Source organism: Bacillus sp. CHD6a, assembly GCF_001293645.1.
GTDB lineage: Bacteria > Bacillota > Bacilli > Bacillales > Bacillaceae_I > Sutcliffiella_A.
This window is the reverse complement of the sequence record NZ_LBMD01000002.1, coordinates 151,725-174,186: the sequence shown is the minus strand read 5'-3', so window position 1 is coordinate 174,186 and position 22,462 is coordinate 151,725. Positions and strand designations below refer to the sequence as shown.

At 39.5% G+C, this 22,462-nt stretch carries 24 protein-coding genes and 1 riboswitch; of the genes, 13 read left to right on the top strand and 11 right to left on the bottom strand.

From position 1 onward, the window contains the following. Positions 1-634: 634 nt before the first annotated feature. The 3 genes from AAV98_RS03535 to AAV98_RS03525 form a co-directional block, all read right to left on the bottom strand. Entirely contained in the window at positions 635-2,446 is a 1,812-nt protein-coding gene (locus tag AAV98_RS03535; RefSeq protein ID WP_060664175.1) for an ABC transporter substrate-binding protein, read from the bottom strand. Positions 2,447-2,493: 47 nt separating this feature from the next. Continuing rightward, on the bottom strand, positions 2,494-3,912 hold the full coding sequence (locus tag AAV98_RS03530) for an ABC transporter permease (RefSeq protein WP_082380765.1): 1,419 nt from the start codon (positions 3,910-3,912) through the stop codon (positions 2,494-2,496). Positions 3,913-4,018: 106 nt separating this feature from the next. Next, a complete protein-coding gene (locus tag AAV98_RS03525) occupies positions 4,019-5,482 on the bottom strand; it encodes an ABC transporter permease (RefSeq protein WP_442853670.1) in 1,464 nt (487 codons plus the stop codon). A gap of 128 nt (positions 5,483-5,610) precedes the next feature. Between AAV98_RS03525 and AAV98_RS20780 the strand changes: the two genes are divergently transcribed. Next, positions 5,611-7,350, top strand: a complete 1,740-nt coding sequence (locus AAV98_RS20780) for an ABC transporter ATP-binding protein (protein WP_060664174.1) — start codon at positions 5,611-5,613, stop codon at positions 7,348-7,350. A 43-nt stretch (positions 7,351-7,393) separates the two neighbouring features. Beyond that, a riboswitch (SAM riboswitch) is annotated at positions 7,394-7,497 on the top strand. Between the two features lie 117 nt (positions 7,498-7,614). Continuing rightward, complete coding sequence (locus tag AAV98_RS03515) at positions 7,615-8,409, top strand: alpha/beta hydrolase family protein (RefSeq protein WP_060664173.1); 795 nt, start codon at positions 7,615-7,617, stop codon at positions 8,407-8,409. A 65-nt stretch (positions 8,410-8,474) separates the two neighbouring features. Here AAV98_RS03515 and AAV98_RS03510 read toward each other — a convergent pair whose 3' ends face one another. Further along, a complete protein-coding gene (locus AAV98_RS03510; protein WP_060664172.1) occupies positions 8,475-9,011 on the bottom strand; it encodes an isochorismatase family protein in 537 nt (178 codons plus the stop codon). A gap of 190 nt (positions 9,012-9,201) precedes the next feature. Between AAV98_RS03510 and AAV98_RS03505 the strand changes: the two genes are divergently transcribed. Both AAV98_RS03505 and AAV98_RS03500 read left to right on the top strand, forming a co-directional pair. Continuing rightward, positions 9,202-9,633, top strand: coding sequence for a hypothetical protein (locus tag AAV98_RS03505; protein ID WP_060664171.1), 432 nt, complete (start codon positions 9,202-9,204; stop codon positions 9,631-9,633). Between the two features lie 571 nt (positions 9,634-10,204). Continuing rightward, the gene (locus AAV98_RS03500; protein ID WP_060664170.1) at positions 10,205-11,041 is read left to right on the top strand and encodes an undecaprenyl-diphosphate phosphatase; all 837 of its coding nucleotides are present in this window, start codon (positions 10,205-10,207) and stop codon (positions 11,039-11,041) included. A gap of 88 nt (positions 11,042-11,129) precedes the next feature. On the opposite strand, the gene AAV98_RS03495 is transcribed toward AAV98_RS03500, so the two are convergent. The 7 genes from AAV98_RS03495 to AAV98_RS20155 form a co-directional block, all read right to left on the bottom strand. Further along, positions 11,130-11,381: a hypothetical protein gene (locus AAV98_RS03495; RefSeq protein WP_060664169.1), complete on the bottom strand. Its 252-nt coding sequence runs from the start codon at positions 11,379-11,381 to the stop codon at positions 11,130-11,132. Between the two features lie 129 nt (positions 11,382-11,510). Further along, the gene (locus AAV98_RS20500; RefSeq protein WP_197284221.1) at positions 11,511-11,660 is read right to left on the bottom strand and encodes a hypothetical protein; all 150 of its coding nucleotides are present in this window, start codon (positions 11,658-11,660) and stop codon (positions 11,511-11,513) included. A 332-nt stretch (positions 11,661-11,992) separates the two neighbouring features. Then, on the bottom strand, positions 11,993-13,576 hold the full coding sequence (locus tag AAV98_RS03490; protein ID WP_060664168.1) for a YndJ family protein: 1,584 nt from the start codon (positions 13,574-13,576) through the stop codon (positions 11,993-11,995). After that, positions 13,545-14,156, bottom strand: a complete 612-nt coding sequence (locus tag AAV98_RS03485) for a DUF4166 domain-containing protein (RefSeq protein WP_060664167.1) — start codon at positions 14,154-14,156, stop codon at positions 13,545-13,547. The genes AAV98_RS03490 and AAV98_RS03485 overlap by 32 nt, the downstream gene beginning before the upstream one ends. Further along, positions 14,153-15,070: a DoxX-like family protein gene (locus AAV98_RS03480; protein WP_060664166.1), complete on the bottom strand. Its 918-nt coding sequence runs from the start codon at positions 15,068-15,070 to the stop codon at positions 14,153-14,155. The genes AAV98_RS03485 and AAV98_RS03480 overlap by 4 nt, the downstream gene beginning before the upstream one ends. 183 nt (positions 15,071-15,253) lie before the next feature. Next, positions 15,254-15,403, bottom strand: a complete 150-nt coding sequence (locus tag AAV98_RS20160; protein WP_156317608.1) for a hypothetical protein — start codon at positions 15,401-15,403, stop codon at positions 15,254-15,256. A gap of 48 nt (positions 15,404-15,451) precedes the next feature. Further along, positions 15,452-15,622, bottom strand: coding sequence for a hypothetical protein (locus tag AAV98_RS20155; protein ID WP_156317606.1), 171 nt, complete (start codon positions 15,620-15,622; stop codon positions 15,452-15,454). A 431-nt stretch (positions 15,623-16,053) separates the two neighbouring features. Between AAV98_RS20155 and AAV98_RS03470 the strand changes: the two genes are divergently transcribed. The 9 genes from AAV98_RS03470 to AAV98_RS03430 all read left to right on the top strand — a co-directional run bounded on the left by AAV98_RS03470 (position 16,054) and on the right by AAV98_RS03430 (position 22,364). After that, positions 16,054-16,863 (top strand): alpha/beta fold hydrolase, encoded by an 810-nt coding sequence (locus tag AAV98_RS03470; RefSeq protein ID WP_060664164.1) that lies wholly within the window; start codon positions 16,054-16,056, stop codon positions 16,861-16,863. Between the two features lie 30 nt (positions 16,864-16,893). After that, positions 16,894-17,454 (top strand): AAA family ATPase, encoded by a 561-nt coding sequence (locus AAV98_RS03465; RefSeq protein ID WP_060664163.1) that lies wholly within the window; start codon positions 16,894-16,896, stop codon positions 17,452-17,454. A 200-nt stretch (positions 17,455-17,654) separates the two neighbouring features. After that, a complete protein-coding gene (locus AAV98_RS03460) occupies positions 17,655-18,209 on the top strand; it encodes a DUF3231 family protein (protein ID WP_060664162.1) in 555 nt (184 codons plus the stop codon). Positions 18,210-18,628: 419 nt separating this feature from the next. Continuing rightward, a complete protein-coding gene (locus AAV98_RS03455) occupies positions 18,629-19,750 on the top strand; it encodes an erythromycin esterase family protein (protein WP_060664161.1) in 1,122 nt (373 codons plus the stop codon). Positions 19,751-19,900: 150 nt separating this feature from the next. Continuing rightward, on the top strand, positions 19,901-20,320 hold the full coding sequence (fosM, locus tag AAV98_RS03450; protein ID WP_060664160.1) for a FosM family fosfomycin resistance protein: 420 nt from the start codon (positions 19,901-19,903) through the stop codon (positions 20,318-20,320). A gap of 22 nt (positions 20,321-20,342) precedes the next feature. After that, entirely contained in the window at positions 20,343-20,867 is a 525-nt protein-coding gene (locus AAV98_RS03445) for a GNAT family N-acetyltransferase (protein WP_060664159.1), read from the top strand. 27 nt (positions 20,868-20,894) lie between these two features. Then, on the top strand, positions 20,895-21,125 hold the full coding sequence (locus AAV98_RS03440; protein ID WP_060664158.1) for a hypothetical protein: 231 nt from the start codon (positions 20,895-20,897) through the stop codon (positions 21,123-21,125). Between the two features lie 141 nt (positions 21,126-21,266). Continuing rightward, positions 21,267-22,031, top strand: a complete 765-nt coding sequence (locus AAV98_RS03435; RefSeq protein ID WP_060664157.1) for an SDR family NAD(P)-dependent oxidoreductase — start codon at positions 21,267-21,269, stop codon at positions 22,029-22,031. A 27-nt stretch (positions 22,032-22,058) separates the two neighbouring features. Beyond that, a complete protein-coding gene (locus AAV98_RS03430) occupies positions 22,059-22,364 on the top strand; it encodes an ArsR/SmtB family transcription factor (protein WP_060664156.1) in 306 nt (101 codons plus the stop codon). The last annotated feature ends 98 nt before the right edge of the window (positions 22,365-22,462 follow it).

Here is a 22,462-nt window from a genome sequence, read left to right as displayed (position 1 = left end):
TTGTGCAAGAGGTTTTGAGTTGAAGAGGACTTGCACGGAGAACCCGTTTGGGTAGATAGTTGTTGAATGGATGGGCAGGTATTATTTCAGTATAGGTTGCGAAAATGGTTGTGCTTTGACGAATGGATTTAAAGTCTATGATTACAAAGTTGAATTTTGATTTAAACCAACGTTTGTTTAAATTTTGTTATGCTGGAAAAACAGAAGACTTCAGGTAAGCTAAGTTTTTACTTGTAAGCCTTTTGGGCAAATGTCCGAAGTTTTCGCAAAGATGTCCAAAGATTTCAGGAAGTTGACCGAAGATTTCCCAAAATTGACCGAACTAAAAATCCACCCTGCTAAAAGTTGTCCGAACCCCCCTCCTACTTTGACCGAACCTCACGTCATTTTCATCATTTTTTGACCGAAGGAAGATAAAAGTTGTCCCAACCAATTTTACTAAGGCCATTTCTAATCAATAACAGCTACTTTTTCATTTAGCAGGCAAAAAACATAGCCCACTTGCCCCATATCCTTAACAAACTTCCTCTCCCCTTTTCACACCCAATAAAAAAACAGGTGATCAACGTGCAATCACCTGCATAATGCTTTCTATTCATTTGAAAAATGGGTCAAGGAACCTGTCCCCTCAAACCTATTTCTCTTCACGATATTTCTTCAAATATTCTTTCACTTTAGCTGGATCAGCTTTTAATTCGTTGCCTGTGTCTACCAATGGACTTACCGTGGACGTTGCTTTCTTTTTGTTGTTTTGATAGAAACTGATGATTTCGTCTTGGTTGATAGAGTGTAAGATTGCTTTTCTTAGGTTTTCGCTATCAGAGACTTCGCGATTTTTTGTATTGAAAAGTAAGTAAGCAACGGCATTGCTGTCGTTCTTTTGAAGGAAGAGTTTTTCGTCACTCTCGACTACATCATACTTTGTCTCAGGTACGCCGTTAAATAGGTGGATTTCACCGTTTCGTAGTGCAGATAAAGCACTGTCTGGATCTTGGATGAAACGAACCGTCACCGTTGAAATATTCGCCTCATACTCTGTTCCTGGCATATAGGCAGGGTTTTTCAGGAAAGTTGCTTCATAGTCGTTTTTGCTGTTAAGGATATATGGTCCGCTGGCATATAGGTGGTTGTCATATTGTCCACCCTCTGTCACTGTATTTTGATCTCCGTAAGGAACATCCTTTGTTGGGTCGAAGCTTGCTACATCATACGTATTAATGCTCTCAACTTGCTTTTTGGAAACAATTCCAGCCGATTGATGCGCCAGGTAGTTCAATACTTGAGGGAAAGGTTTGGACGTGGTTACTTTGACCACTTGGTATTTCCCTTCTTGATTGTTTGCATCGTTTTTATCTGCCACTAGCTCACTGATTTTCACGTCAAGATCTTGTTCCAACGCTTCTTTTATGGTTCCTTCGCCGATAGATTGCTTTGCTGATTCTAGCTCTGCTACATCTGTCACAAGCTCTGCATCTTCAATATGCTCGTGCAGGCTGTATGTGCGGTGATCTGGAACAGAGTCTGCTGTGCTTGCACGTTTCAGGGAGAAGATAACATCATCTGCACCTACTCTTTCTCCTGTGTCTTCTGCTGCTCCATCTGTGATTTTAGCAAAATTGATATCATCTCTTAGCAAGAAGTAATACGCGGCATTCCCTTCTGCAATAACATGATTTAAAGACAGAGAACCGTCTGATGTCACTACATCGTCGTCTGTTAAGTTGACTAAGCGAACATACATATTAGTATTTAGAGTGTTGATAGAACCATCGTTTCCTTTGATTGGATCAAGGGATGTAAGTGCGCCGATTGCTTGTTGTGTCACAAGTGGAGTCGACTCTCTTTTACTTGAATCATTAAAGTCGATTGTTTCCCATGCTACTGCACGTGACTTTGCCAATCTTACGGTTTCTTCATTTAGGACTTCTTTGTTGACACCTTGGGCTTTAAAGGAGTTATACAAAGGTGCGATATAGGCCTTGTCAAATACAAGTCGTTGTTCCAACGCTTGATACGTGGATGCGAATTCCTCTGGTGTTTCTGTACTTGCTTGATCGATCAATTTGTCTACTTCTTCATCAGACATGATGCTGTTAGCGCCGTCTGTTTTGAAAAGCGCTCGTACTGCATAATCAGGATTTCCTGTTACCGTCGTCCAACTGGAGTGCGCAATATCATAGTTTCCTGCTTCTTTCTGGGACGTAAAGCTACCATAGTCTGGCTGTATGTTTAATTTAACCGTGAATCCATTTTTCTCTAATTGATCTCTTACAATATTGAGGTCATCTTCTGAGCTTGCCATCCCCAATACTTCAATTTCCACTGCAGAACCACTCTCAGTTACCCCGTCGTTTGCTTTTTCTTCTTCCACACTAGACTTGGTATTAAGGCAGCCTGATAAAACCAAAACGGCAATGAATACAAGCGTTAAATACGTTTTCTTCAATTAAAACTCCTCCTATTTCTTTAAAGGTCATATGGTCTATTTATCTATCAATCGGCCCGGGGATCTAGCGCGTCTCTTAATCCATCTCCTAGAAAGTTAAAGGAAAGCACCAAAAGGATGATGGCTAATCCGGGGTAAATTGCTAAATATGAATGGGATTCTAAATACGTGCTGCCAATCTTCAAGATGTTCCCCCATTCCGGGATATGCGGTTCAATCCCAAGGCCCAGATAGCTTAAACTACTTGTTGCGATAACAGCTCCGCCTATGGTTAAGGAGGATTTTACTATCATCGGGGCCATGGAGTTGGGGACGATTTCTCGAAAAATGATGGAAAGATTACTAGCTCCAAGCGCTCTTGCTGATTCTACGTATTCATAATTGGAGACCATCAGCACATTTGCACGCATGGTCCTTGCATACGTTGGGATGGCACCAACACTTAGGGCAATAATTAATGTGGTGGTACTGGAACCAAAGGCCGCTATAATGACAATCGCAAGCAAGATCCCTGGAATGGCATATAAAATATCCAACAGCCTCATAATGACATTATCCGTATGACGTCCATAATATCCAGAGATGGCTCCAAGCGCCCCTCCGACAACAAATGGGATCAAGGTAGAAATGATGCCCACAATCAGGGAAATCCTTGCCCCAAAGACAATCCTTGAAAAGAGGTCCCTGCCGAAATTATCTGTACCTAATGGAAAAACTAGACTTGGAGACTGCAAGATAGCCTCATAGTTATTTTCTATCGCAAGGCTATAATCAAACGTGAAGTAGCTGCAGATGGACAGCGAAAACGCAAATAGGATAAAGAACATCCCTAACATCGCTGTCGCATTCGAAGACAGCTTTTCCAAGATAGAATACAAGGCTTTATTTACCGCTCTTTCTAACCCAAATCGCTTTTTTAAGATGAGATAGCCTGTGACAAGTGCGAAAAGATTCCCTGTAATTGCTGTTAGGAAAAGGATAATCGCTAAGAATACTGCCAAACCTTTCCGTTTTTCCAGTACATCCGCTGCTAACATACCGACAGTCACAACGTAAAGGAACAGGATAATCAAGAGAGCCAGCATGGCTAACGGAAAGCTGTCGGCTACATAAGGTTTGAATATATTTAACACTGAAACACCAATGATGAAGAATTGTGTCACAAGCATGTATGTACCATACACATATTCCGGTGTAGTCTTCCTCTTTACCAACAAGAATCCAGCCACTCCAGTAAAGATGTTCCCTGTAAGAATACTCCCAATCTGAATGATTCCTAGTTTTCTAGTTACAGGAAGGACATAGCCCACCTTGATAATATCTCCTCTCACCTTCCACCATATTGTCAGTTGGATTAAGGTGAATACGGCATAGATACCGAACAGGATCGCTAACGGTTGATTCATTTCTTTAGATGAGAAATCAAAAGAAAGTAACAGGAAGATAACCGTTATAACAGCCGACATGATGAAAGCAAATCCCGACTGTTTATACTCCGCCGATAGCTTTAGGGCATGCGTTTTCACATATCCCGGTATAATTTCTAGTTCTGTTTTCAACACATCACCTACTTTAATAGTGTTTCATTTTTGTTCGGATACGCGGATCAAAGAACGCGTAAAGAACATCAATCAATAAATTGACAAGTGAGATCGTGATCGCAATATAGACAACCCCACCCATTACACTTGGAATATCGGGAATAAATTGCTTATCTACAATAAAGCTACCGATTCCGCTGATATTGAACACCTTCTCTGTGACTGCCGCCCCGCCAAGCATTCCACCAAATAACAAGCCAATGACCGTAATAATAGGGATCATGGCATTTCTCACTCCATGCTTCCACAGCACTTGTTGATTAGACAGCCCCTTTGCTTTTGCTGTTAACATATAATCCTCATGAATAATTTCAAGGGTAGATGAACGGGTCATCCTCGCAATAGAAGCCGTAAGCGCTGTTCCAAGCACAACCGCGGGCATGATGATTGACAGCCAATTGTCCGGGCTGAAGGTTGCCGGTAACCATTGTAGTTTAATAGAGAAGTTAAGGATAAAAATCAACCCTTGCCAAAAATTCGGGATAGACAACCCAATCAAGGCAATGAACATAAACGTATAATCAAAAAAAGAATTTGGTTTCGTTGCTGCAATAATTCCAATTGGAATTGCTATCATAATGGCCATTAAGAGAGAAATAACTGCCAAGACCATCGTAATAGGAAATCTGCGGAAAATACTGTCTGCCACATTCTCATTTCCAGTAAAGGATGTTCCCAAATCAAAGGTAACAATCCCTTTTAATGCATTCCAAAGTTGAACAAAATAAGGCTGATCAAGGCCATATAAGCTATTGAAAGCTGCTATCTGTTCAGGCGTTGCCGACTCTCCAAGTATATTGGCAGCCGGTTGGAATGGAGATAAATACAGAATGGTAAAGACAAAAAAAGCGACACCGATGACAACAAACACACTCATTGCCAATCTTTCTACGATAAACTTCTGATAGGGATTCCCAAACACATACATCAATACATACATAAGCACTCCGGGCACGAATGTTAGAAGGACAAACAATCTTTTCCCCAACAATTCCGTAAAAACGTGATCAAACGTAATCCTTTGCTTTCCCGAAGCGTGTAATTGTTTTTCCACTTCCCAATTTATTATCTCGGTATACTTTTCATCCGCCCAACGCTTAGCTTCTTTCTCCACGTTCGCTGAATGGACTTGCTCGTTAAAAAAGCTATGTTTCTGGTTGATTTGAGTTATGTACTTACTCACTAATCGCTCATAGACACCCTCTGCGTCTAATTGTTCCTTTACGTTATGGAAGACTTCGTTATAAGGGTCCTCTCTTCTTTTCATTAAAAAAAGCCCGTAAATCCATACAACAACGGGAATTCCGAGTAGTAACACTAGCCATTTATAAATGGGGGCACGACATAATTTCTCATATATCAGCTGTAATCCATTTGAGGTCGCTCTGGTATCGACAAGTTTCTTCTGATATGCCTGTTTCGCTGATTCCAACAAAAGTTTTTTCGCCTCCTTACTTTAAATTGCTTAATTCCGATAGGTATAGTATAGTTTAATTCTAATATATTACAATATATAATATTCTATTTCTATAAAAAAATTATTTGCACGGATGGTGGTTGTACTTGGATAACCTACTAGATTTAAAGAATGTAAGCGTATCTTTCCGAACAGGAAAATTGGAATTTGATGCTGTAAAAAACATAAGCTTTTCCATTAATAAAGGGGAAACTTTAGGCATTGTAGGGGAATCAGGGAGCGGAAAAAGTGTGACCGCTAAATCGATCATGCAACTACTTCCCACTCCCCCATCCTTTATAAAATCAGGGGAGATTTCCTTTCAAGGGGAAAATTTGTTAACGAAAACGGAAAAAGAGATGGAGAACATCCGAGGACGGCATATCAGCATGATTTTCCAAGATCCAATGACGTCATTAAATCCGACCATTACCATCGGAAAACAATTGGAGGAAAGCATCCTCAAACATCAGAACCTTTCCAAATCCGATGCTAAAATGCAAGCCATTGACATGTTAAAGCTTGTTGGTATACCAAACAGTGAGGAACGTTATGCCCAATATCCCCACGAATTCTCAGGAGGAATGCGACAGCGGGTGATCATCGCTATAGCTCTAGCCTGCAACCCGGCCTTACTCATAGCAGATGAACCAACTACCGCGCTTGATGTAACCATTCAAGCCCAAATCTTAAACCTGATGAAAGACATGCAAAAGAAATTTCATACCTCCATTCTTTTAATTACGCATGACTTTGGTGTCGTTGCCCGTATGTGTGATCGGGTGCTAGTGATGAAAGACGGAGAGATTGTGGAGCAAGGAAACACGGTTGATATCTTTGAGAAACCCAAACATCCTTATACAAAAAAGTTGCTTCATGCCCTCCCAAGGCTTGATGAAAAGAAGAAAAAGAAAATATCTTCCATTCCCTTTCAAGCAGAGCCACTCATTCATGTAAGAGGTTTAAAGAAATATTTCCCTTTAGGCAAAGGGAATGTGTTAAAAGCTGTAGACAATATCGGGTTTGATATATACAAAGGAGAGACATTAGGCCTTGTTGGTGAATCAGGTTCCGGGAAAAGTACCACAGGCAGAGCTTTACTGAGATTGCACGAACCAACAGCAGGAGAAATGTTATATAAAGGCCTACCACTGAACCGGCTAAACAAGAAAGAACTAAAACATATGCGCAAACATATGCAAATGATTTTCCAAGATCCATACTCCTCGTTAAATCCGAGATATAAAGTAGAAGACATCATCGGGCAGCCTTTGGACCTTCATGGACTGACAACAGGCTCCGCACAACGGAGAAAAAGAGTAGAGGAATTATTAGAGCTAGTGGGCCTTTCATCCTTTCACGCCGAACGGTATCCACATGAATTCTCAGGCGGTCAGCGACAACGGATTGGAATAGCACGCGCGCTGGCAGTAGAGCCTAGCTTCATCGTATGTGATGAGCCGCTTTCTGCACTAGACGTTTCCATCCAAGCACAGATTGTTGCGCTATTAGAAGATCTTCAAAAAAACCTTGGGTTAACCTATCTCTTCATCGCACATGATCTTTCCATGGTCAAACACATCAGTGATCGAGTAGCAGTGATGTACAAAGGAAAGATTGTTGAATTGGCTGAAAGCGAGGAGCTGTATAACAATCCTCAACATGCCTATACCAAGGCTTTGTTGGATGCCATCCCGATTCCTGACCCTAAAATAGAGTACAATAGAAGCACCAAGCTCATGAAAGAATCGGACGAGAAGGATAAATACGGGCTTCAGGATTCTGAACTGATAGAAATCACAAAAGGGCACTGGGTAGCGGTACCTTCCAAACTGGAAGTCATATAATACCAACAACGTGTAGACACGATCATAATTTTTTACAACTATATCCTTATAAAGAGTCGGGGGAAGAACTGGTCTTATGATCCCGCAGCAACCTCTTCGGTGTAAGAAGGTGCTAATTCCAGCAGGTGATTACCTGAGAGATAAGGAAGCTAACGGATGTTTTCATACGTCCTCTCCTTTTCTTGGAGAGGGCGTTTTTTTCGATATTAATACCAAGTAAACTTATAGGAATATTAAACACTATCCCATCAAGGAGGACTACAAATGAGACATCACCTTCATTTACCGTGGAAAGATCTAAATCTGTCTGTATCCTTGGATTATCCCCCATCCTATTCTTCAGATAAAGGAACGGCTTTTCCTATAGTCATAATTTGTCATGGATTTATTGGCTCAAAGGTTGGAGTGAATCGACTTTTCGTTAAAGCATGTGACGCCTTGAATGAACTCGGTTATGTCTTGATACGATTCGATTATGCTGGATGCGGGGAAAGCGAGGGCGATTATGGGTCAAACACCTTGGATGGTTTCATTGATCAAACAAAAGCAGTGCTAAACTTTGCAAAAACATTGAGTTGTGTAGATCCTTCCTCCATCACTCTTATAGGGCACAGCCTAGGCGGTGCGGTGGCCACACTTGCCTCTTTAAAAGAACCTGATGTCAAAAGACTGATTCTTTGGTCTCCTGTAGGTAATCCTTCCAAAGATATTTGCGAAATAATCCAAAAAGGCAGCAACAACCTCTATGATTACCAAGGATACTGTATATCTGAAGCGTTTATTACATCATTAGAAGACCATCAGCCAATTGAACTTTGCCCTTTCTTTTTAGGAGATGTCCTTATCATCCACGGGGAGGCTGACGAAGAAATTCCCGTTCAATATGCAACACAATATGCCAACGCCTTTAACACCAGAACAAATGGAAACTGCCAGCTCTACACCATTAAAGAAGCGAACCACACATACTCCAGCACTACCACCTACCAGGAGCTAATAACCATCACCAAGCAGTGGGTGATGGAGCGTGCCTTGGAGAAGAGTGAGTTGAGAGCATAGAGATGGTCGCATTCATACCTATTAAGAAAAAAATGCAGGTAATCCATATGATCACCTGCATTTCTTTATTTTAAAACTGTATATTCTTCTACATACTCCTCATAGTCTAATACTTCTATTGCATTTGACCAATGCAAGACAGTCCCTACAAAGTCCTTTATATCCAAGCCTGGCATTTCGTATGTTTCTTCGTTATTCACCGTTCCCGTAGCATTCTCGATGAATGTCACGTTATAGCCTCTATCAAAGGCTGCGATGGCGGTAAACATACAACAGAACTCTGTGTTAAAGCCTGTAATGAAAAGATGCTCTACGCCTAACTTTTCTAGTGTTTCAGAGAGGCTGGTATTCACAAATGAACTTGGAGTTTGCTTCTCTATTACATGGTCAGCATAGTCTTTTAAGGAAGCATGCAGCTCAGAACCAACGGAATCTTTATATAAAGGACTCTCTTCCATGTCATCCACATGCCTCATAAAGATGACAGGGCTTTTGCTATCCTTGAAATCTTTTATGACATTTTCCATCACTAAAAGTTCTTCTTTAAACTCACCAAAATTAACAATGCCATTTTGAACATCAATTACTAATAGTGCTTTCAAGTTATCACCTACCTATTTGGTTAATTGGAATATACTTCTAGATGGTGGGTGGAAAGTCCTCTTTGATGAGGGGATGGGTGCGGTGACCCATTTACCTATTTTTCGCTTTAAATTAGATGATAATTGGAACTTTTTTCATTTCTATACGTACAAAAGGTAAACGATGTGTAAGGTCATTGGAGGTGTGGGAATGAGTTATTACTATAGCGTTGCTTTTACGATAATTCTTTTAATCCTATTTACGTTAGCTGCTTTTGCAATAGATTTCATCAGCAAAATCTTACAAAAACGCATTCATCCTAAATATCTGAAGATTACTATCGTCCTTATTCTACTTTCATTCATGGTAAGTGGCTCTTATGCAATCAGCCTCCTAGGAAACTGGAAATTTATCGATACCATTTTCTTTTCTAGTCTATGCTTTTTCGGATTAGGCTGGCTTACCAACATTACAAGGAAGGCAAACACAAATACCCAAGGTACCGTCACTAGATTCCTTACCAACCATGATTATGAACATCAGTATGAAGCAGTAAGTTCTCCAGAATTCAGTTTATATTTCATTTCAAGCTTGATCTTTTTTATTGGCAGCTGGGGTATTGCATTTCTTTTAGCGTTTTAGCGGTTGATGGGAAGGCACATTGGGAGGAAGAAAACCAATAATTTAAGTAGGAGATTCCTCCTTCCACAAAAGAAAAAATCATTACTACTAGTCTGGCAATAAAATTAAATTGTAGTTAAGCTTGGGTATTATTGGTCGGTCCTTGCAAATGTCCAAAGTTTTCGAAAAGTTGACCGAAGGTTTTTCATTCTTGACCGAAGTTTCGGCGAAGTTGACCGAAGATTTTCGATTTTTGTCCGAACCAAAAATTCAATTGACCGAACCCCTTATACAAAGTGTCCAAACCCCCTTGGAAGTTTGGCCGAACCTCTCGAAATCCCATCAAATTTTGACCAAAGATAAGAGATATTTGTCCGAACCTAAATTTTCACTATAAAAACAAGCTTTTATCTCATCATTTCTTCGACTTGTGATAGCTAAAACAACCTCTCCTGCCTAAAACACGTACTACATAGCGAAATAACAAATATGGTTAAAGTCTCTTAGGATATTGGAAATTTTTCATATTTTCAAAACTATTTATTTGTAATATAGTAATTAGGTTATTGTACAAATAAAAAGGAGCTAGACGATGGACTTTATTACTATATTAAAAGCAGTCATATTGGGGATTGTCGAAGGTTTGACGGAGTTCGCTCCTGTTTCCTCAACAGGGCATATGATTATTGTGGATGATATGCTGCTACAATCAAACGAGTTTCTTGGTAAGTATGTAGCCAACACATTTAAAATTGTCATACAGCTAGGGTCGATCTTGGCAGTAGTGGTGATTTTCAGGAACAGATTCATTGAACTGCTCGGGTTAAAAAACTTCCGAGGAGGAGCATCTACCTCAAAGGGTTCCAAGCAACTTAAACTTACCCATGTTTTGGTGGGGCTGCTTCCGGCAGGTGTCTTAGGGTTACTATTCGAAGACTTTATTGACGAACACTTATTTTCTCTGGAGACTGTTCTGATTGGGCTTGTCGTTGGAGCTGTGTTAATGATTGCCGCAGACCTATTCGGTCCAAAAGAGCCAAAAATGCAGAGTGTTGATCAAATGACCTATAAGCAGGCTTTTTCCATTGGACTGATTCAGTGCTTATCTTTATGGCCAGGATTTTCAAGATCGGGTTCCACCATTTCTGGAGGAGTCCTCCTCGGAATGAGCCATCGTGCTGCCGCAGACTTCACATTTATTATGGCAGTCCCCATTATGGTGGGAGCGAGCGGACTTTCCTTATTGAAAAATTGGCAGTATTTCACGATCGAAGCTTTACCGTTCTTTGCTGCCGGATTTATTACTTCGTTTATTTTCGCTTTACTATCCATAAAGTTCTTCTTGCAATTAATTAATAAGATAAAGCTAGTGCCATTTGCTGTTTATCGCATTGTGTTGGCACTGGTTATATATTTGGTTTATTTTTAAGTCGAGGGACAATCACGCCAAACCGTTTTTTATAAAACACATAAAACCACTTCCTTAGTTAGGAAGTGGTTTTTGTTATGTTCCTATTTTAATAATATGGATACGGTTGATATGGGTAAGGTTGGTATGGATAAGGCGGGTATGGATAGTACGGATATGGTCTTGGTCTTGGTGTTAATAAAGCGCCTGCTGCCAATCCCGTTACAAACGGAAACCCAAAACCAAAGCCTGGACGGCCGAATCCTAGACCCGGGCGGACACCAAAGCCGGAACCGAATCCACCTAAACCAAAGCCCGGGCGGCCAACGATTCTTCTTTGATCGTGATAATTAAAGTTCACTAGACTACACTCCCTCAAGTTTATCCATACATCCTATTCAAGGGACAGGAGTCTATAAACTTGTACCTAGAAAGATGTGTGAATGCCTAATGGGTTAATTGGGGACAGGCACGCCGACCCACCTTTTTCTCACAAATTCACCAATATAATTAATTGGATCACGGAGATCAAAGTCGGAAACAGGGAAAGTAATTTTAACCAATTTTTCTTCGTAATATAACCGATGACTAGCATGGAGATACCGAGTATAAGAACAGCAACAATTGTTAGGAATGTCATAATCATCCTCCTCTTCCTCTTTTGTGTAATTTTACACTATAAGCGTAATATTTACCATTGGTTCTAAAGAGGGAAGAACACTTCTCCATTATCCCTTATCCTAATATACCTTGCGAAAATGGTTGAAAAATCACGAACTCTTTTTAACTCATATCTCACCATACAAAATAAAATTTTGAACAAACGATTGTTTAAATATTGGTATATCAACATATTTTATTTCACACAAAAAAACCAGAGATCATTTCTCTGGTTTGGTAGAAGGGACAGGCACGCCTACCTAGTCGAAGCACCTAGCTATCGCCTCTCCCCTCAAAGCTTTATATCTTTAACTATGCCAACTTATCATTTTCTGAGTCTATCTTTTCATCAATCCTATAATCAACCCTCAAAAAAGGCACCCCAAAAATCTTCATGTTATGCTCAGCAGTGAGCACCCCTGCCCTTTTCTCTTTTATAATGAAGTGCTCAGATAACGGCAACTTAAAAATAGTCCTCCCCACTGCTAAATAAACACCGGGGTCCCCTTTCCCTTCACTTGAAAGGACAAGCGACCCAACATCCTCAGCATCAAGCTGCAAAACACCAATCATGGACGAATAAGGAAGAGGAAGGGCTATATTCATATAGGTTCTTCCCTCCGTCTCATGCTGAGAATAAATCGCGACAAATACAGTCTGATTTTCGACCTGACGAACCCAGGCACGGGGATTTTTTCTTCCATCAATACTTGAATCAACTGCACGAATGGTATATGTCATTTCAGTAGGTGTACTCGAGATAGGAAGGTTCAATTGTTGCATTTTTGTACTTATCCATTTGTAACACCATGCCAATGGTTTAAACCAAGCCGACCATTTTACAGAAGCAACTAGCTGATAACGTTCTGTTTTCTCATAAAAATGAACGATGGCATACGGTAAAGCTTTTACATCTACAAAATCACTTAGATTTTCTACTAATCCCGGTCGTTGTTCTCCTGCTCCTTTTAACTTTCCTCGTATCTTACTCACCGGAAAGTTCCAGTCAGCCTGTTTGGAAGGAGGTGGCGCCATCACCCAGCCAAGAACCCCTACCATCCCAAAAACAACACAATTAAAAAAGCCATGAAACATCAACATAAAATCGATGCTAACAAACCAACTTCCAAACGCGCTATTGGCCGCATAAAGCAAGGAAAAAATGATGGTGATACCAAGTGCAACGTAGGAGAGCCTTATGAAAAGCGCCTGCAGGTTGGTCGCAAAGCGTGTTCGAAATGCAAGGAATATCAAGCAATAGATGGCAAAAATGTAAACCAATACAGAAATAAATTCTAGTAAAGGCCAAAACGTGATGCCAATAGCAACAAGCATCGGACCAGCTAAAATACTCACGACAATAAAAGGATACAAGTTGGAATTGTGCAAACGCCCAAAGAACCCTAACGATATAGGATATAAAAAGGCGGAGTAGTGAAAATGAATGGCTGTTAACCACGTGATCAACGGACTAAAACCTGTATCAATTCCCGCGATATACGCAAAGAACCATAGCCCTCCTACAAACAAATACATCAACCCGATATCAATCGAAATTTCCGCCCAATTAGTAAAGCCACGCTGAAAGAACCGCTTTACCCCGTATAACGCGACAAGAAAAGTAAACATCAAATAGATGAAAGCTAATGCAATTTGCCCTGCGCTAGATGGGACCACTGCTAATAAAAAGACAGAGAGCATCGTCATCCAAGTGAAGATAATATGCTTCCGTTTGATTTCCACAAGCAGCTGGAGCATGAGAGGAACGAAAATCAATTGTGCAGCGGTCAGCATTAACAAATAGGAGTCAGCTGTGAACAGACTGCTTGCCAGGAAAAAGACGATACCTGCAATGGTTATGGGACTAAAGAGACGCTGCTTTAAATTCGCCTTCATAAGCCATCACCCTCCCGACCATTCGATTTCGTATCTCCACTTGAATCGTAAATACTTCCCGCACATCATCATACCCTTCCTCAACGGCAACCACGCCTTCTAATAACCGAGGAATGGGAATTTCGCGTTTACCTACCAGAAACCTTTGAGAGCCAGAGCGAATCTGCATTCGTCCTTTCGGAGTAACACTCATCTTTAAATCCGAATAAAATAAGTGCGGCTCCCCTAAGTAATCCTTCACCACGTTACGTTTTGGATCCATTGTCATGTACGCGTTAAAATTACGAGAAATCTTTTCAAAATGAAAGGTCCGTTCCCAATATATTTCGGTTTCACCCGACGGCAATGATCGACAAGTATTTTTAATCGTAAACGGCACATCGTTTCCGCTTTCGGGGAAAAGAAATTGCCAACGCGTTGATAAGGTTAAAAAAGGCTTTAGCCATGATGAACCTGTCTTCATTTTTAACATCGTTCCAACTCCATAAAACGGCTTGTCCATTGGGAGTGCATAACGATCCTGTAGTTTTGGGTGAAGCCGCTGAAAATCCTCCCCCAATAATTCTTGATAGATGGTCATTGTGAATCGCCCTTTCTTGTGCGCTTGCAACTTGTTGCCGTTGGTACATCCTTTGCTAGTAAAAAGCCAATGATGGAAAGAACCCAAAGACTTGCATTAAACGTAACCGGATTAAATGGGTGCGTTACCATCGCTGGACTGGCAATTAGGGCACTGGCGGTCAATATAGGAAAAACCACAATCTGCAAAGCAAATAAATGCCTTTTTTTACGATAAAAAAGCCACAGAGCTGCAAAAAAGATTTCTAACACCCCTATGATCCCAACAGCCTGTACCGCAGCAGCCCCTTCCATAGAACTTAAACTAGTAAACATGGACACTTCCTCAGGGTGTTTAGCTAGTATCTTCGGGACAAGTCCTTGATAAAACCAAACAAAGAAAAACAGGGTAGTTATCAGCCCGGTACTAAAGAAACGCACATACTGTGTTCGCGGCGTTTCTCCCTTTTCTACCCAACGTTTCAGCACATCAAAGCTAAGCGCTGTGGCCCACCCCATAACAGGACGGAAAAATAAGTCTAACAACCGGCCGATTACTCCATAACGCACCTCATAATCATACTGAGTCAAAAAGGTGAGTCCCTTATCAGTCGGTATGTATCGCCAATAACCTTTTCCTTCCGAAATGGGAGAAATCTTTTGATCCGTACCAAAATGTAAAGAAGACGTTTTCGACCCGTCCTTCTTATCATGCGTACCAATGCTTTTCCCCCAACCGGCAACTTTCAGCCCACCCCCAATATTCGTTTCATATAAAAAGGACTGCGGGCTATCTTCTGATTCCTTCGGTAAATAAGTAATAGAAGAAAAACGCAAATCCCACTGCTCATGCAACTTAGAATCCTGAGTTTTCTCCCAAACATCATCTATATTTGACTCAATTGGAATTTCTACATAAATTGGCTTCTTTTTCATCCTGTCACCTCTACTAATAAAATACCATAGGTTACCGTGGGAGATGGGAGAATAATAGAGTTTCATAAAATTAAATGCTGATCCTTTTTCAAGAGTCATAAAGTGTAACTTAAAAGGTTAGAAACAAACACATTTCACGATTTTCATCTTTCCTGGTTGCTCCATTTTGTTGTTTCCTTACACTTATACCTTTTCGCCGTCACCTTCGACCTCTTTACCGTCAGCTTCTACATTTCCCGAGTTACCTTCTACATTTCCCAAACGAGCTTCTACCTTTCCACGCCAATGTTCTACAATTTTACGAAAAAAAGAGGTTTCTACCGCTCCGCTCAAGCGATAGAAACCTCCTTTTAGATTAAGTGACAGGCACGCCGACCCACTTTACCTCTCACCTTTTTCTCGGTCCAGAATATGCCCGATAACTATACACAACATCATCAACCCTGTAAATAATCCCGTATCATCACTTTCCATATTTAAGAACCGCGGTCCGACAAAATAATTGAATATGAATATAGCAATTGCCATAAATAAGAGCACTTTATAGATCATCCATACACCCTCTTGCTTCGCTTAATAATTATGTTTAGCTATTTTGAAAATAAATGACAATTTGAAAAGCTGCAAGCAAAACTAAACTTTGAATAAACGTAACGGATATATCCTTTTTCCAAGTGTTTTTGTGAGGATAACTACCTGAAATCCTTTTGAATACAAGGAGTAAAGCCCACCAAAATAAAAATCCATAAATGAAAACACTAAGATTTTCGAACAACAAATAGATTCCCCCTCTTTCCCCAAGTAGATCTTTTAAAAAGTTCCACGCTTTTAATTTAACATATATATCCATAATTACGGTGTTTTTTCAGAAATATTATATTATTCAAACCAATTAATTTGTTTTATGTTAAAATATTCCTTATTCTTACCCTGTCTGAGAAACTAGGAAACTTACAACCTTATAAAAGAAAGTAGGATTTCATATGCCTTATTGTAAAGTTCAGCAAGCAGAATTATTTTATGAGGATCTAGGGGAAGGCACCCCTATCATCATGCTCCATGGCTTTTCACCGGACCACCGTTTAATGAGTGGCTGTATGGAGCCCGTCTTTGAAAATAAGGGTGGTTTTCGCCGAATATATATGGATCTCCCAGGAATGGGACAATCCAGAAATTATGACGAAATTAAAAGTTCCGACGATATGCTAAATGCTGTGTTGGACTTTATTCAAACGACGATTCCCGACCAAAAATATGTTTTAGTTGGCGAGTCCTATGGAGGGTACCTAGCCAGGGGTGTCATTCATCATCAAAAAGAACAAGTACTTGGCGGAGCTTTTATTTGCCCAGTTATTCAACCATATGCAAAAGATAGAACCGTTGGGCAGCACAAGATAGTAAAAACAGATCCTGCATTTGTTAAATCATTAACCCCGCTTGAGTTGGAGGAGTTCAAAAATAAAAGTGTTGTGCTTGATGAGGTTACTTGGCGGAGGTATAGAGAAGAAATCTTGAGTGGTATCCAGAGTGCAGACATACCATTTCTAGAAAAGGTCCAGAAAAACTACGGATTTTCGTTTGAGATTGATCAAACAGAGTTTACTAAACCTAGCCTGTTTTTGTTGGGGAAACAGGACGCTGTTGTTGGATATCAAGATGCATTGGAGTTACAAGATAGATATCCGCGCGGAACTTTTGCGGTATTGGATGGAGCCGGGCATAATCTACAAATTGAACAACCACAGATTTTTAATGCACTGGTAAGCGAATGGTTAGAACGTTTGACGAATTAATTTTGTTATACAAGGAAAGGAGCAATTTCCATGAAATTTGTCCATATATTCGGCCCTCAAGCGGTTGGTAAAATGACGGTTGGGCAGGAGTTAGCGAAAATAACAGATTTAAAGCTATTTCATAACCATATGACAATTGACTTGGTTGGGCATTTTTTTGATTACAGTACAAAGGAAGCGAAGCGGTTAGTAAATTTGTTTCGGCAGGAGATTTTTGAAGAGGTATCTCAAAGCGATCTATACGGCATGATTTTCACGTATGTCTGGATGTTCGATAAGGAGTCGGATTGGGAGTATGTGAAGAACCTCACTCAGTTGTTTGAGTCCCGAGGTGCCACGGTCTACTACGTCGAATTGGAGGCAGATCTAAACGAGCGACTGGAGCGAAATAAAACCCCAAACCGCCTGGAACACAAGCCGAAAAAGCGAGATTTAGTGTGGTCTGAAAACGATTTGTTGGAGACGCTGGAGAAGCATCGGTTGAACTCGTTGGATGAAGAGTTAACATTTGAGAACTACATGAAGATTGATAACACGAATAGGAGTGCGGCAGAAGTGGCGGGAATGATTAAGGAGAAGTTTGGTTTTTGAGGTTTGGAAACACCCAGACCTCTTTCTTTTTTCGTTCCTACCTCCATGCTTTTACTTCCTCCCCCTCCCCCATCTCATCGACTAATGTTCCCTATTATTTAAAGACAGTAATAAATTTAACAAAAAACCTCATACTAAAAGATTAGAGTAACTATTTTTTAGTGATAAAAAAACACAAAGTAAAACACGGAGGTTCTACAATGATTAATACATTAGAAGCCATAGCAGCCATCATAAAAAATTTCACAGATGAAGAGCCGAAACTTAAGTTACATGTTGGAGAGGTAATGGATCTTTGGACAGCTTTTACAGCTTTTAAGGAAGCTCATACCTTATATCAGGTCGGACTCAATACAACTGTTGATAGTGATTTAAAATCTGTATTGGAAGAGGCATTGAACGGCAGTCTATCTGATACCAAACGGATAGAGAAATTCCTCATTAAAGAGGGAGTTCCCTTACCCCTCGTTTATCCAAGTAAACCTGTATCCGACCCAAGTGCTGTTCCTGAAGGAGTTAAATTGACCGAAGATGAGCTTGCTAATTTAATTTCTGTAAAAGTTGCTGCTTCCATAACTTTTTGCGCTCAAGCCATGTCAAAAACAGTACGAACTGATGTAGGGCTTTTGTTTTTTTCTATACAAGTTAATTTAATGAAATTTGCCGCACCACTGAAAAACATAATGAAAGCCAGAGGATGGTTAAGGGTGCCTCCTGCATATAATCCACCCGGCTCACCGACTACTACTCGTTAACTCTTTAGTATTTCCTCTTAGTTCCTTCTCTTTAGACTAGGACGAATCAAAGAATTAGATTAACCGCTTTTGAAATGCTTGTATGTGACTTATGGTATGTCTCATCCTTATAGACCTTAAACTCCAATCAAGTCTATGGGCGTTTTTTAGATCGAGTCTTTATTATCAAGAAATGGGGATGTGTCATGAGATAGTGATAAGTCCCTTCTTTTATACCTCGCATCTTATCGAGGCTTTGGTTCAATCAGTCTATCAAGAATGAAAAATTGAGTACTTTGATTGACGATATCCTCCAGCAGCCTCACTACAAGAAAACGTCCTTCCAGCTGGACTTACTTTTTAGGGGTTTGTCCTCAATTAGCGATATTAATTAAGATGGCGGTAAAATGATTGAGTTCTAATAGTAAGGAGTGTTCATTTTGGATGTACTACTTGATGATATCTTCCCTCTAGTTAATCAAAAAAGTTTTAAATTTCTGGATGAGTTAGTAAAAGACAAAAAGTATATCTTCTTAGGTGAAAGCACTCACACGGCGAAAGAGTATAGTGAATACAAGTTAGAAATTATTAAGTATTTACATCAAAATCATAACTTTAAAGTTTTGGCTTTTGAAAGTGAATTTGGGGATTGTTTTATAGGAAATCATTTAAGTGTTGATCGTAATTCTCTGGAATTTATGAAGGGATCTATAGGGAGAATATGGCAAAATAAAACCAATTTAGAATTGTTTAGCTACATAAAAGATACAAAACAGACAAATAATCCATTATCCTTATCCGGTATTGATGTACAACCTAGCCAAGGGAAACATCTTAGGACGTATTTAGAAAATGAGTTACACAATGAGTTAAAAGATAAATTTGTAGAATTCGATGAGAATTTAGTAGCCTTGCTAAGCAAAAGTAAAATCAAGAAAAAAGATGCTGTTCTAGTAGAAAGATTGATTAACATTGGCGAAGAGTTAGTTTATTCTCTTCAGACTAAAAAACACGAGTTAAGTGATGGATTAGTTCATGCATTAAATATGAGAATTGACTACTTAAAAGCGAATAGCACATTAAGTTTCGCTAAGTTGTTTGAGTATAGAGACCATCTAATGGCTAAAAACCTAGAGTATATCATTCACACCTTATACCCCAATGAAAACATCATTATTTGGGCTCACAACTTACACATTAAAAAGAATAGCTCGAATAGTCTACTTTCTCCATATAAATCTATATATGAAAATTTACCTAATCACATACAGAACCAAAGCTTAGTGATTGGTTTTTATGCCAAAGAAGGAACATTCGCTACCCCCTTTGGACCTCCGATTGAGTTGAAGAAATTAAATAAAAAGCATATGGAATGGCACATAGACAAAGTGACCGACCAAACTTGCTATGTAAATTGTCATTCTAATTGGGCTGAACAAAAATTCAAAGTATTGGAAAGCGGCTTCATGAGAATGTCCATAAGACCTAAAGACCAATTCGATGGAGTATTATTCTTCAAGGAGATTACCCCTGCGGAATTTATTGAGAGACCACAAGAGTAGGATTGCTGTGACAAACACGCTCATTCAATGACAAAAAAACACAGTTAAGCATTAGCATCTAATACTAAGGAGAATAAATGAACACCTTACAGTTTACGCTCGCACAACACATTCCTTTTGTAAAGAATACTATATTTTTGAGGTGACACCATGTCAATAAAAGGACTCAATCATTTCTTATTTTCCGTTTCTGATATAGAAGTTTCTATTACATTTTATCAAGAAGTATTTGATGCTAAGTTGTTGGTAAAAGGCAGAAACACTGCATACTTTGATTTAAATGGAATGTGGCTAGCTCTTAATGTAGAGGAAGCTATACCTCGAAATGAAATACACCAATCATATACACATATTGCATTTTCCATTGAAGAAGAAGAGTTTGATGAAATCTACGAGAAACTAAGGAGATTAAATGTGAACATTTTATCAGGTCGTCCAAGAGATGATCGAGATAAAAAGTCCATTTACTTTACAGATCCGGATGGTCATAAATTTGAATTCCATACTGGTACACTACAAGATAGATTGGATTTCTACGCAAAAGAGAAGACTTATATGGAATTTTTTTAATTAGAAAAGCGGAGGATCGCAAATGGATAAAGAGTCTATTAAAATCAGAAAAGCAATATTATCAGATTCCAAAGGGATCGCTAAAGTACACGTAGACAGTTGGAAAACTACCTACGCCAATATTGTGCCAGATGAATACTTGAACAATTTATCTTATGAAAGTCGGGAACAAATATGGATAAACAGCATTCCTAATGGCGGTGTTTATGTAGCAGAAAATAATCAAGGCCAAATAGTTGGTTTTTCTTCTGGTGGTAAAGAACGAAGTGGGAAATATGTGGGCTATGATGGGGAATTATACGCTATCTATATTTTAAAAGAGTATCAGGGGCAAGGTGTGGGAAAAGCACTTGTTCAACCAATTGTAGAAGAAATCATAGGAATGGGTTTTAACACCATGGTTGTTCTAGTTTTAAAAGATAATGTATCGTGTTTGTTTTATGAAGCATTAGGCGGGAAGAAATTAGATGTTTTTGATGTTCAAATTGCTGGGAAGAAACTTACTGAAGTTGTTTATGGTTGGGAGAATGTTAAGAGCGTATTTTAGGAGCCTAGGGACAGTGAGGTGAAAATAGTGAATTTTTCACTCTGGATAACGATCGGTTTCATAGTAATTGGATTTATTGTTCTAATTTCTATGAAGAAAGGTATAGAAAATAAGCTCAATACTGTTACAGAAAATGAGGAAAGCAAGGAAAGCTCATTAAACGCTAGATCCATCATTTGGTGGATCTATAGTGTCACAGCGTGGGGAATAGTCAGTATAGTTCTTATTGTATGGAGTTTACATAGTTATTTTGGTTAACTGCTTGCTTTTGCTAAACCTGTCCCCACAATCCTAAGGAAAAAATATAAAAATGATTGACATAAGTACAACACGTTTTGTATTATATGTTTAAACACTTAAACATTTAAGTACTTTAACGAAAAGGAAGGTAATTTATACATGACTAAAACAGCTGTAATTACAGGCGCATCTAGCGGACTTGGATTGGACTTTGTAAAGTTATTTGCGAAGGATGGGTATAACTTAGTTGTAATAGCACGAAATGAAGAAAAGCTTCTAGAAATTAAGAGAGATTTTCCAAACAATAACGTAACAGTTATTCCTAAAGACTTAAGCAAGCCTAATGCAATCAAAGAAATAGTGGATGAAATAAAAACTCAGAAAATTTCTGTGGATGTACTCGTAAATAATGCTGGTTTTGGATTATTGGGATCCTTTGAAAGCCTGAGTATCGAGCAGCAATTGAATATGATTCAGCTCAATGTTTCCTCCTTAACCGAATTAACCTCTCATTTACTTCCAGATCTGAAAAAGAGTACATCTGGGAAGATATTAAACGTGGCAAGTACTGCAGCATTCCAACCAGGACCTAACATGGCTGTCTACTACGCAACAAAAGCTTTTGTTCTATCCTTTTCAGAAGCATTGGCAGAGGAGTTAAAAGAAGATAACATTACGGTGACCACTCTATGTCCTGGTGCAACGAAGACAAACTTCAGCTCTGTTGCAAAAGTAGAAAACACGAAAATGTTTAGCAATGCTATGTCTTCTGATGTAGTAGCACAACAAGGGTATCAAGCTCTCATGCAAGGAAAAGGTGTGGTGATAACGGGCGGATTTAATAAAGTTGGGGCATTGGCAGCCAAATTTTTACCGAGACGAACGGCAGCTAAGGTTGCCAAGCTTGTCATGAAAGAAAACTAAACGATATGCGTAAATGAGGCTACAATCATGACACAACAAGCAATAGATGTTTTTCGGTCCTGTATTCCGTTATTTACCACATTAAGTGATCCTGCCAGGCAAGATATCATTTTACTATTGGCAGAACACGAAAGCCTTAGTGTTGGAGAAATTGCAAACACGTCCTCCCTTTCCCGCCCGGCCATTTCGCATCACTTAAAAATCTTAAAAGACAACGGACTGGTGCAGATGGAACAAAAGGGAACCATGCGCTATTATTCCATAACCTTGGACACTAGTGTGAGCCAATTGAAAGCTTTAGTAGACATTGTGGAAAGTGATTGTATGGGGTGAGGGACAGGCACGCCGACCCATTCCCCTTTACACATATCCATGAAAGCCGAGAATCCTAGGGGTTCTCGGTTTTTTTCATGCTTGAACATTTCTTAAAA

Bases quoted from the DNA above. Each gene is read 5' to 3' on its own strand.
- AAV98_RS03445 (WP_060664159.1), top strand. From the start codon at position 20,343: ATGGATAAAGAGTCTATTAAAATCAGAAAAGCAATATTATCAGATTCC.
- AAV98_RS03465 (WP_060664163.1), top strand. From the start codon at position 16,894: ATGAAATTTGTCCATATATTCGGCCCTCAAGCGGTTGGTAAAATGACG.
- AAV98_RS03530 (WP_082380765.1), bottom strand. From the start codon at position 3,912: ATGTCGGCTGTTATAACGGTTATCTTCCTGTTACTTTCTTTTGATTTC.
- AAV98_RS03505 (WP_060664171.1), top strand. From the start codon at position 9,202: ATGAGTTATTACTATAGCGTTGCTTTTACGATAATTCTTTTAATCCTA.
- AAV98_RS03485 (WP_060664167.1), bottom strand. From the start codon at position 14,156: ATGACCATCTATCAAGAATTATTGGGGGAGGATTTTCAGCGGCTTCAC.
- AAV98_RS20500 (WP_197284221.1), bottom strand. From the start codon at position 11,660: ATGACATTCCTAACAATTGTTGCTGTTCTTATACTCGGTATCTCCATG.
- AAV98_RS03490 (WP_060664168.1), bottom strand. From the start codon at position 13,576: ATGAAGGCGAATTTAAAGCAGCGTCTCTTTAGTCCCATAACCATTGCA.
- AAV98_RS03460 (WP_060664162.1), top strand. From the start codon at position 17,655: ATGATTAATACATTAGAAGCCATAGCAGCCATCATAAAAAATTTCACA.
- AAV98_RS03500 (WP_060664170.1), top strand. From the start codon at position 10,205: ATGGACTTTATTACTATATTAAAAGCAGTCATATTGGGGATTGTCGAA.
- AAV98_RS03435 (WP_060664157.1), top strand. From the start codon at position 21,267: ATGACTAAAACAGCTGTAATTACAGGCGCATCTAGCGGACTTGGATTG.
- AAV98_RS03430 (WP_060664156.1), top strand. From the start codon at position 22,059: ATGACACAACAAGCAATAGATGTTTTTCGGTCCTGTATTCCGTTATTT.
- AAV98_RS03480 (WP_060664166.1), bottom strand. From the start codon at position 15,070: ATGAAAAAGAAGCCAATTTATGTAGAAATTCCAATTGAGTCAAATATA.
- fosM (WP_060664160.1), top strand. From the start codon at position 19,901: ATGTCAATAAAAGGACTCAATCATTTCTTATTTTCCGTTTCTGATATA.
- AAV98_RS20155 (WP_156317606.1), bottom strand. From the start codon at position 15,622: ATGATCTATAAAGTGCTCTTATTTATGGCAATTGCTATATTCATATTC.
- AAV98_RS03515 (WP_060664173.1), top strand. From the start codon at position 7,615: ATGAGACATCACCTTCATTTACCGTGGAAAGATCTAAATCTGTCTGTA.
- AAV98_RS03470 (WP_060664164.1), top strand. From the start codon at position 16,054: ATGCCTTATTGTAAAGTTCAGCAAGCAGAATTATTTTATGAGGATCTA.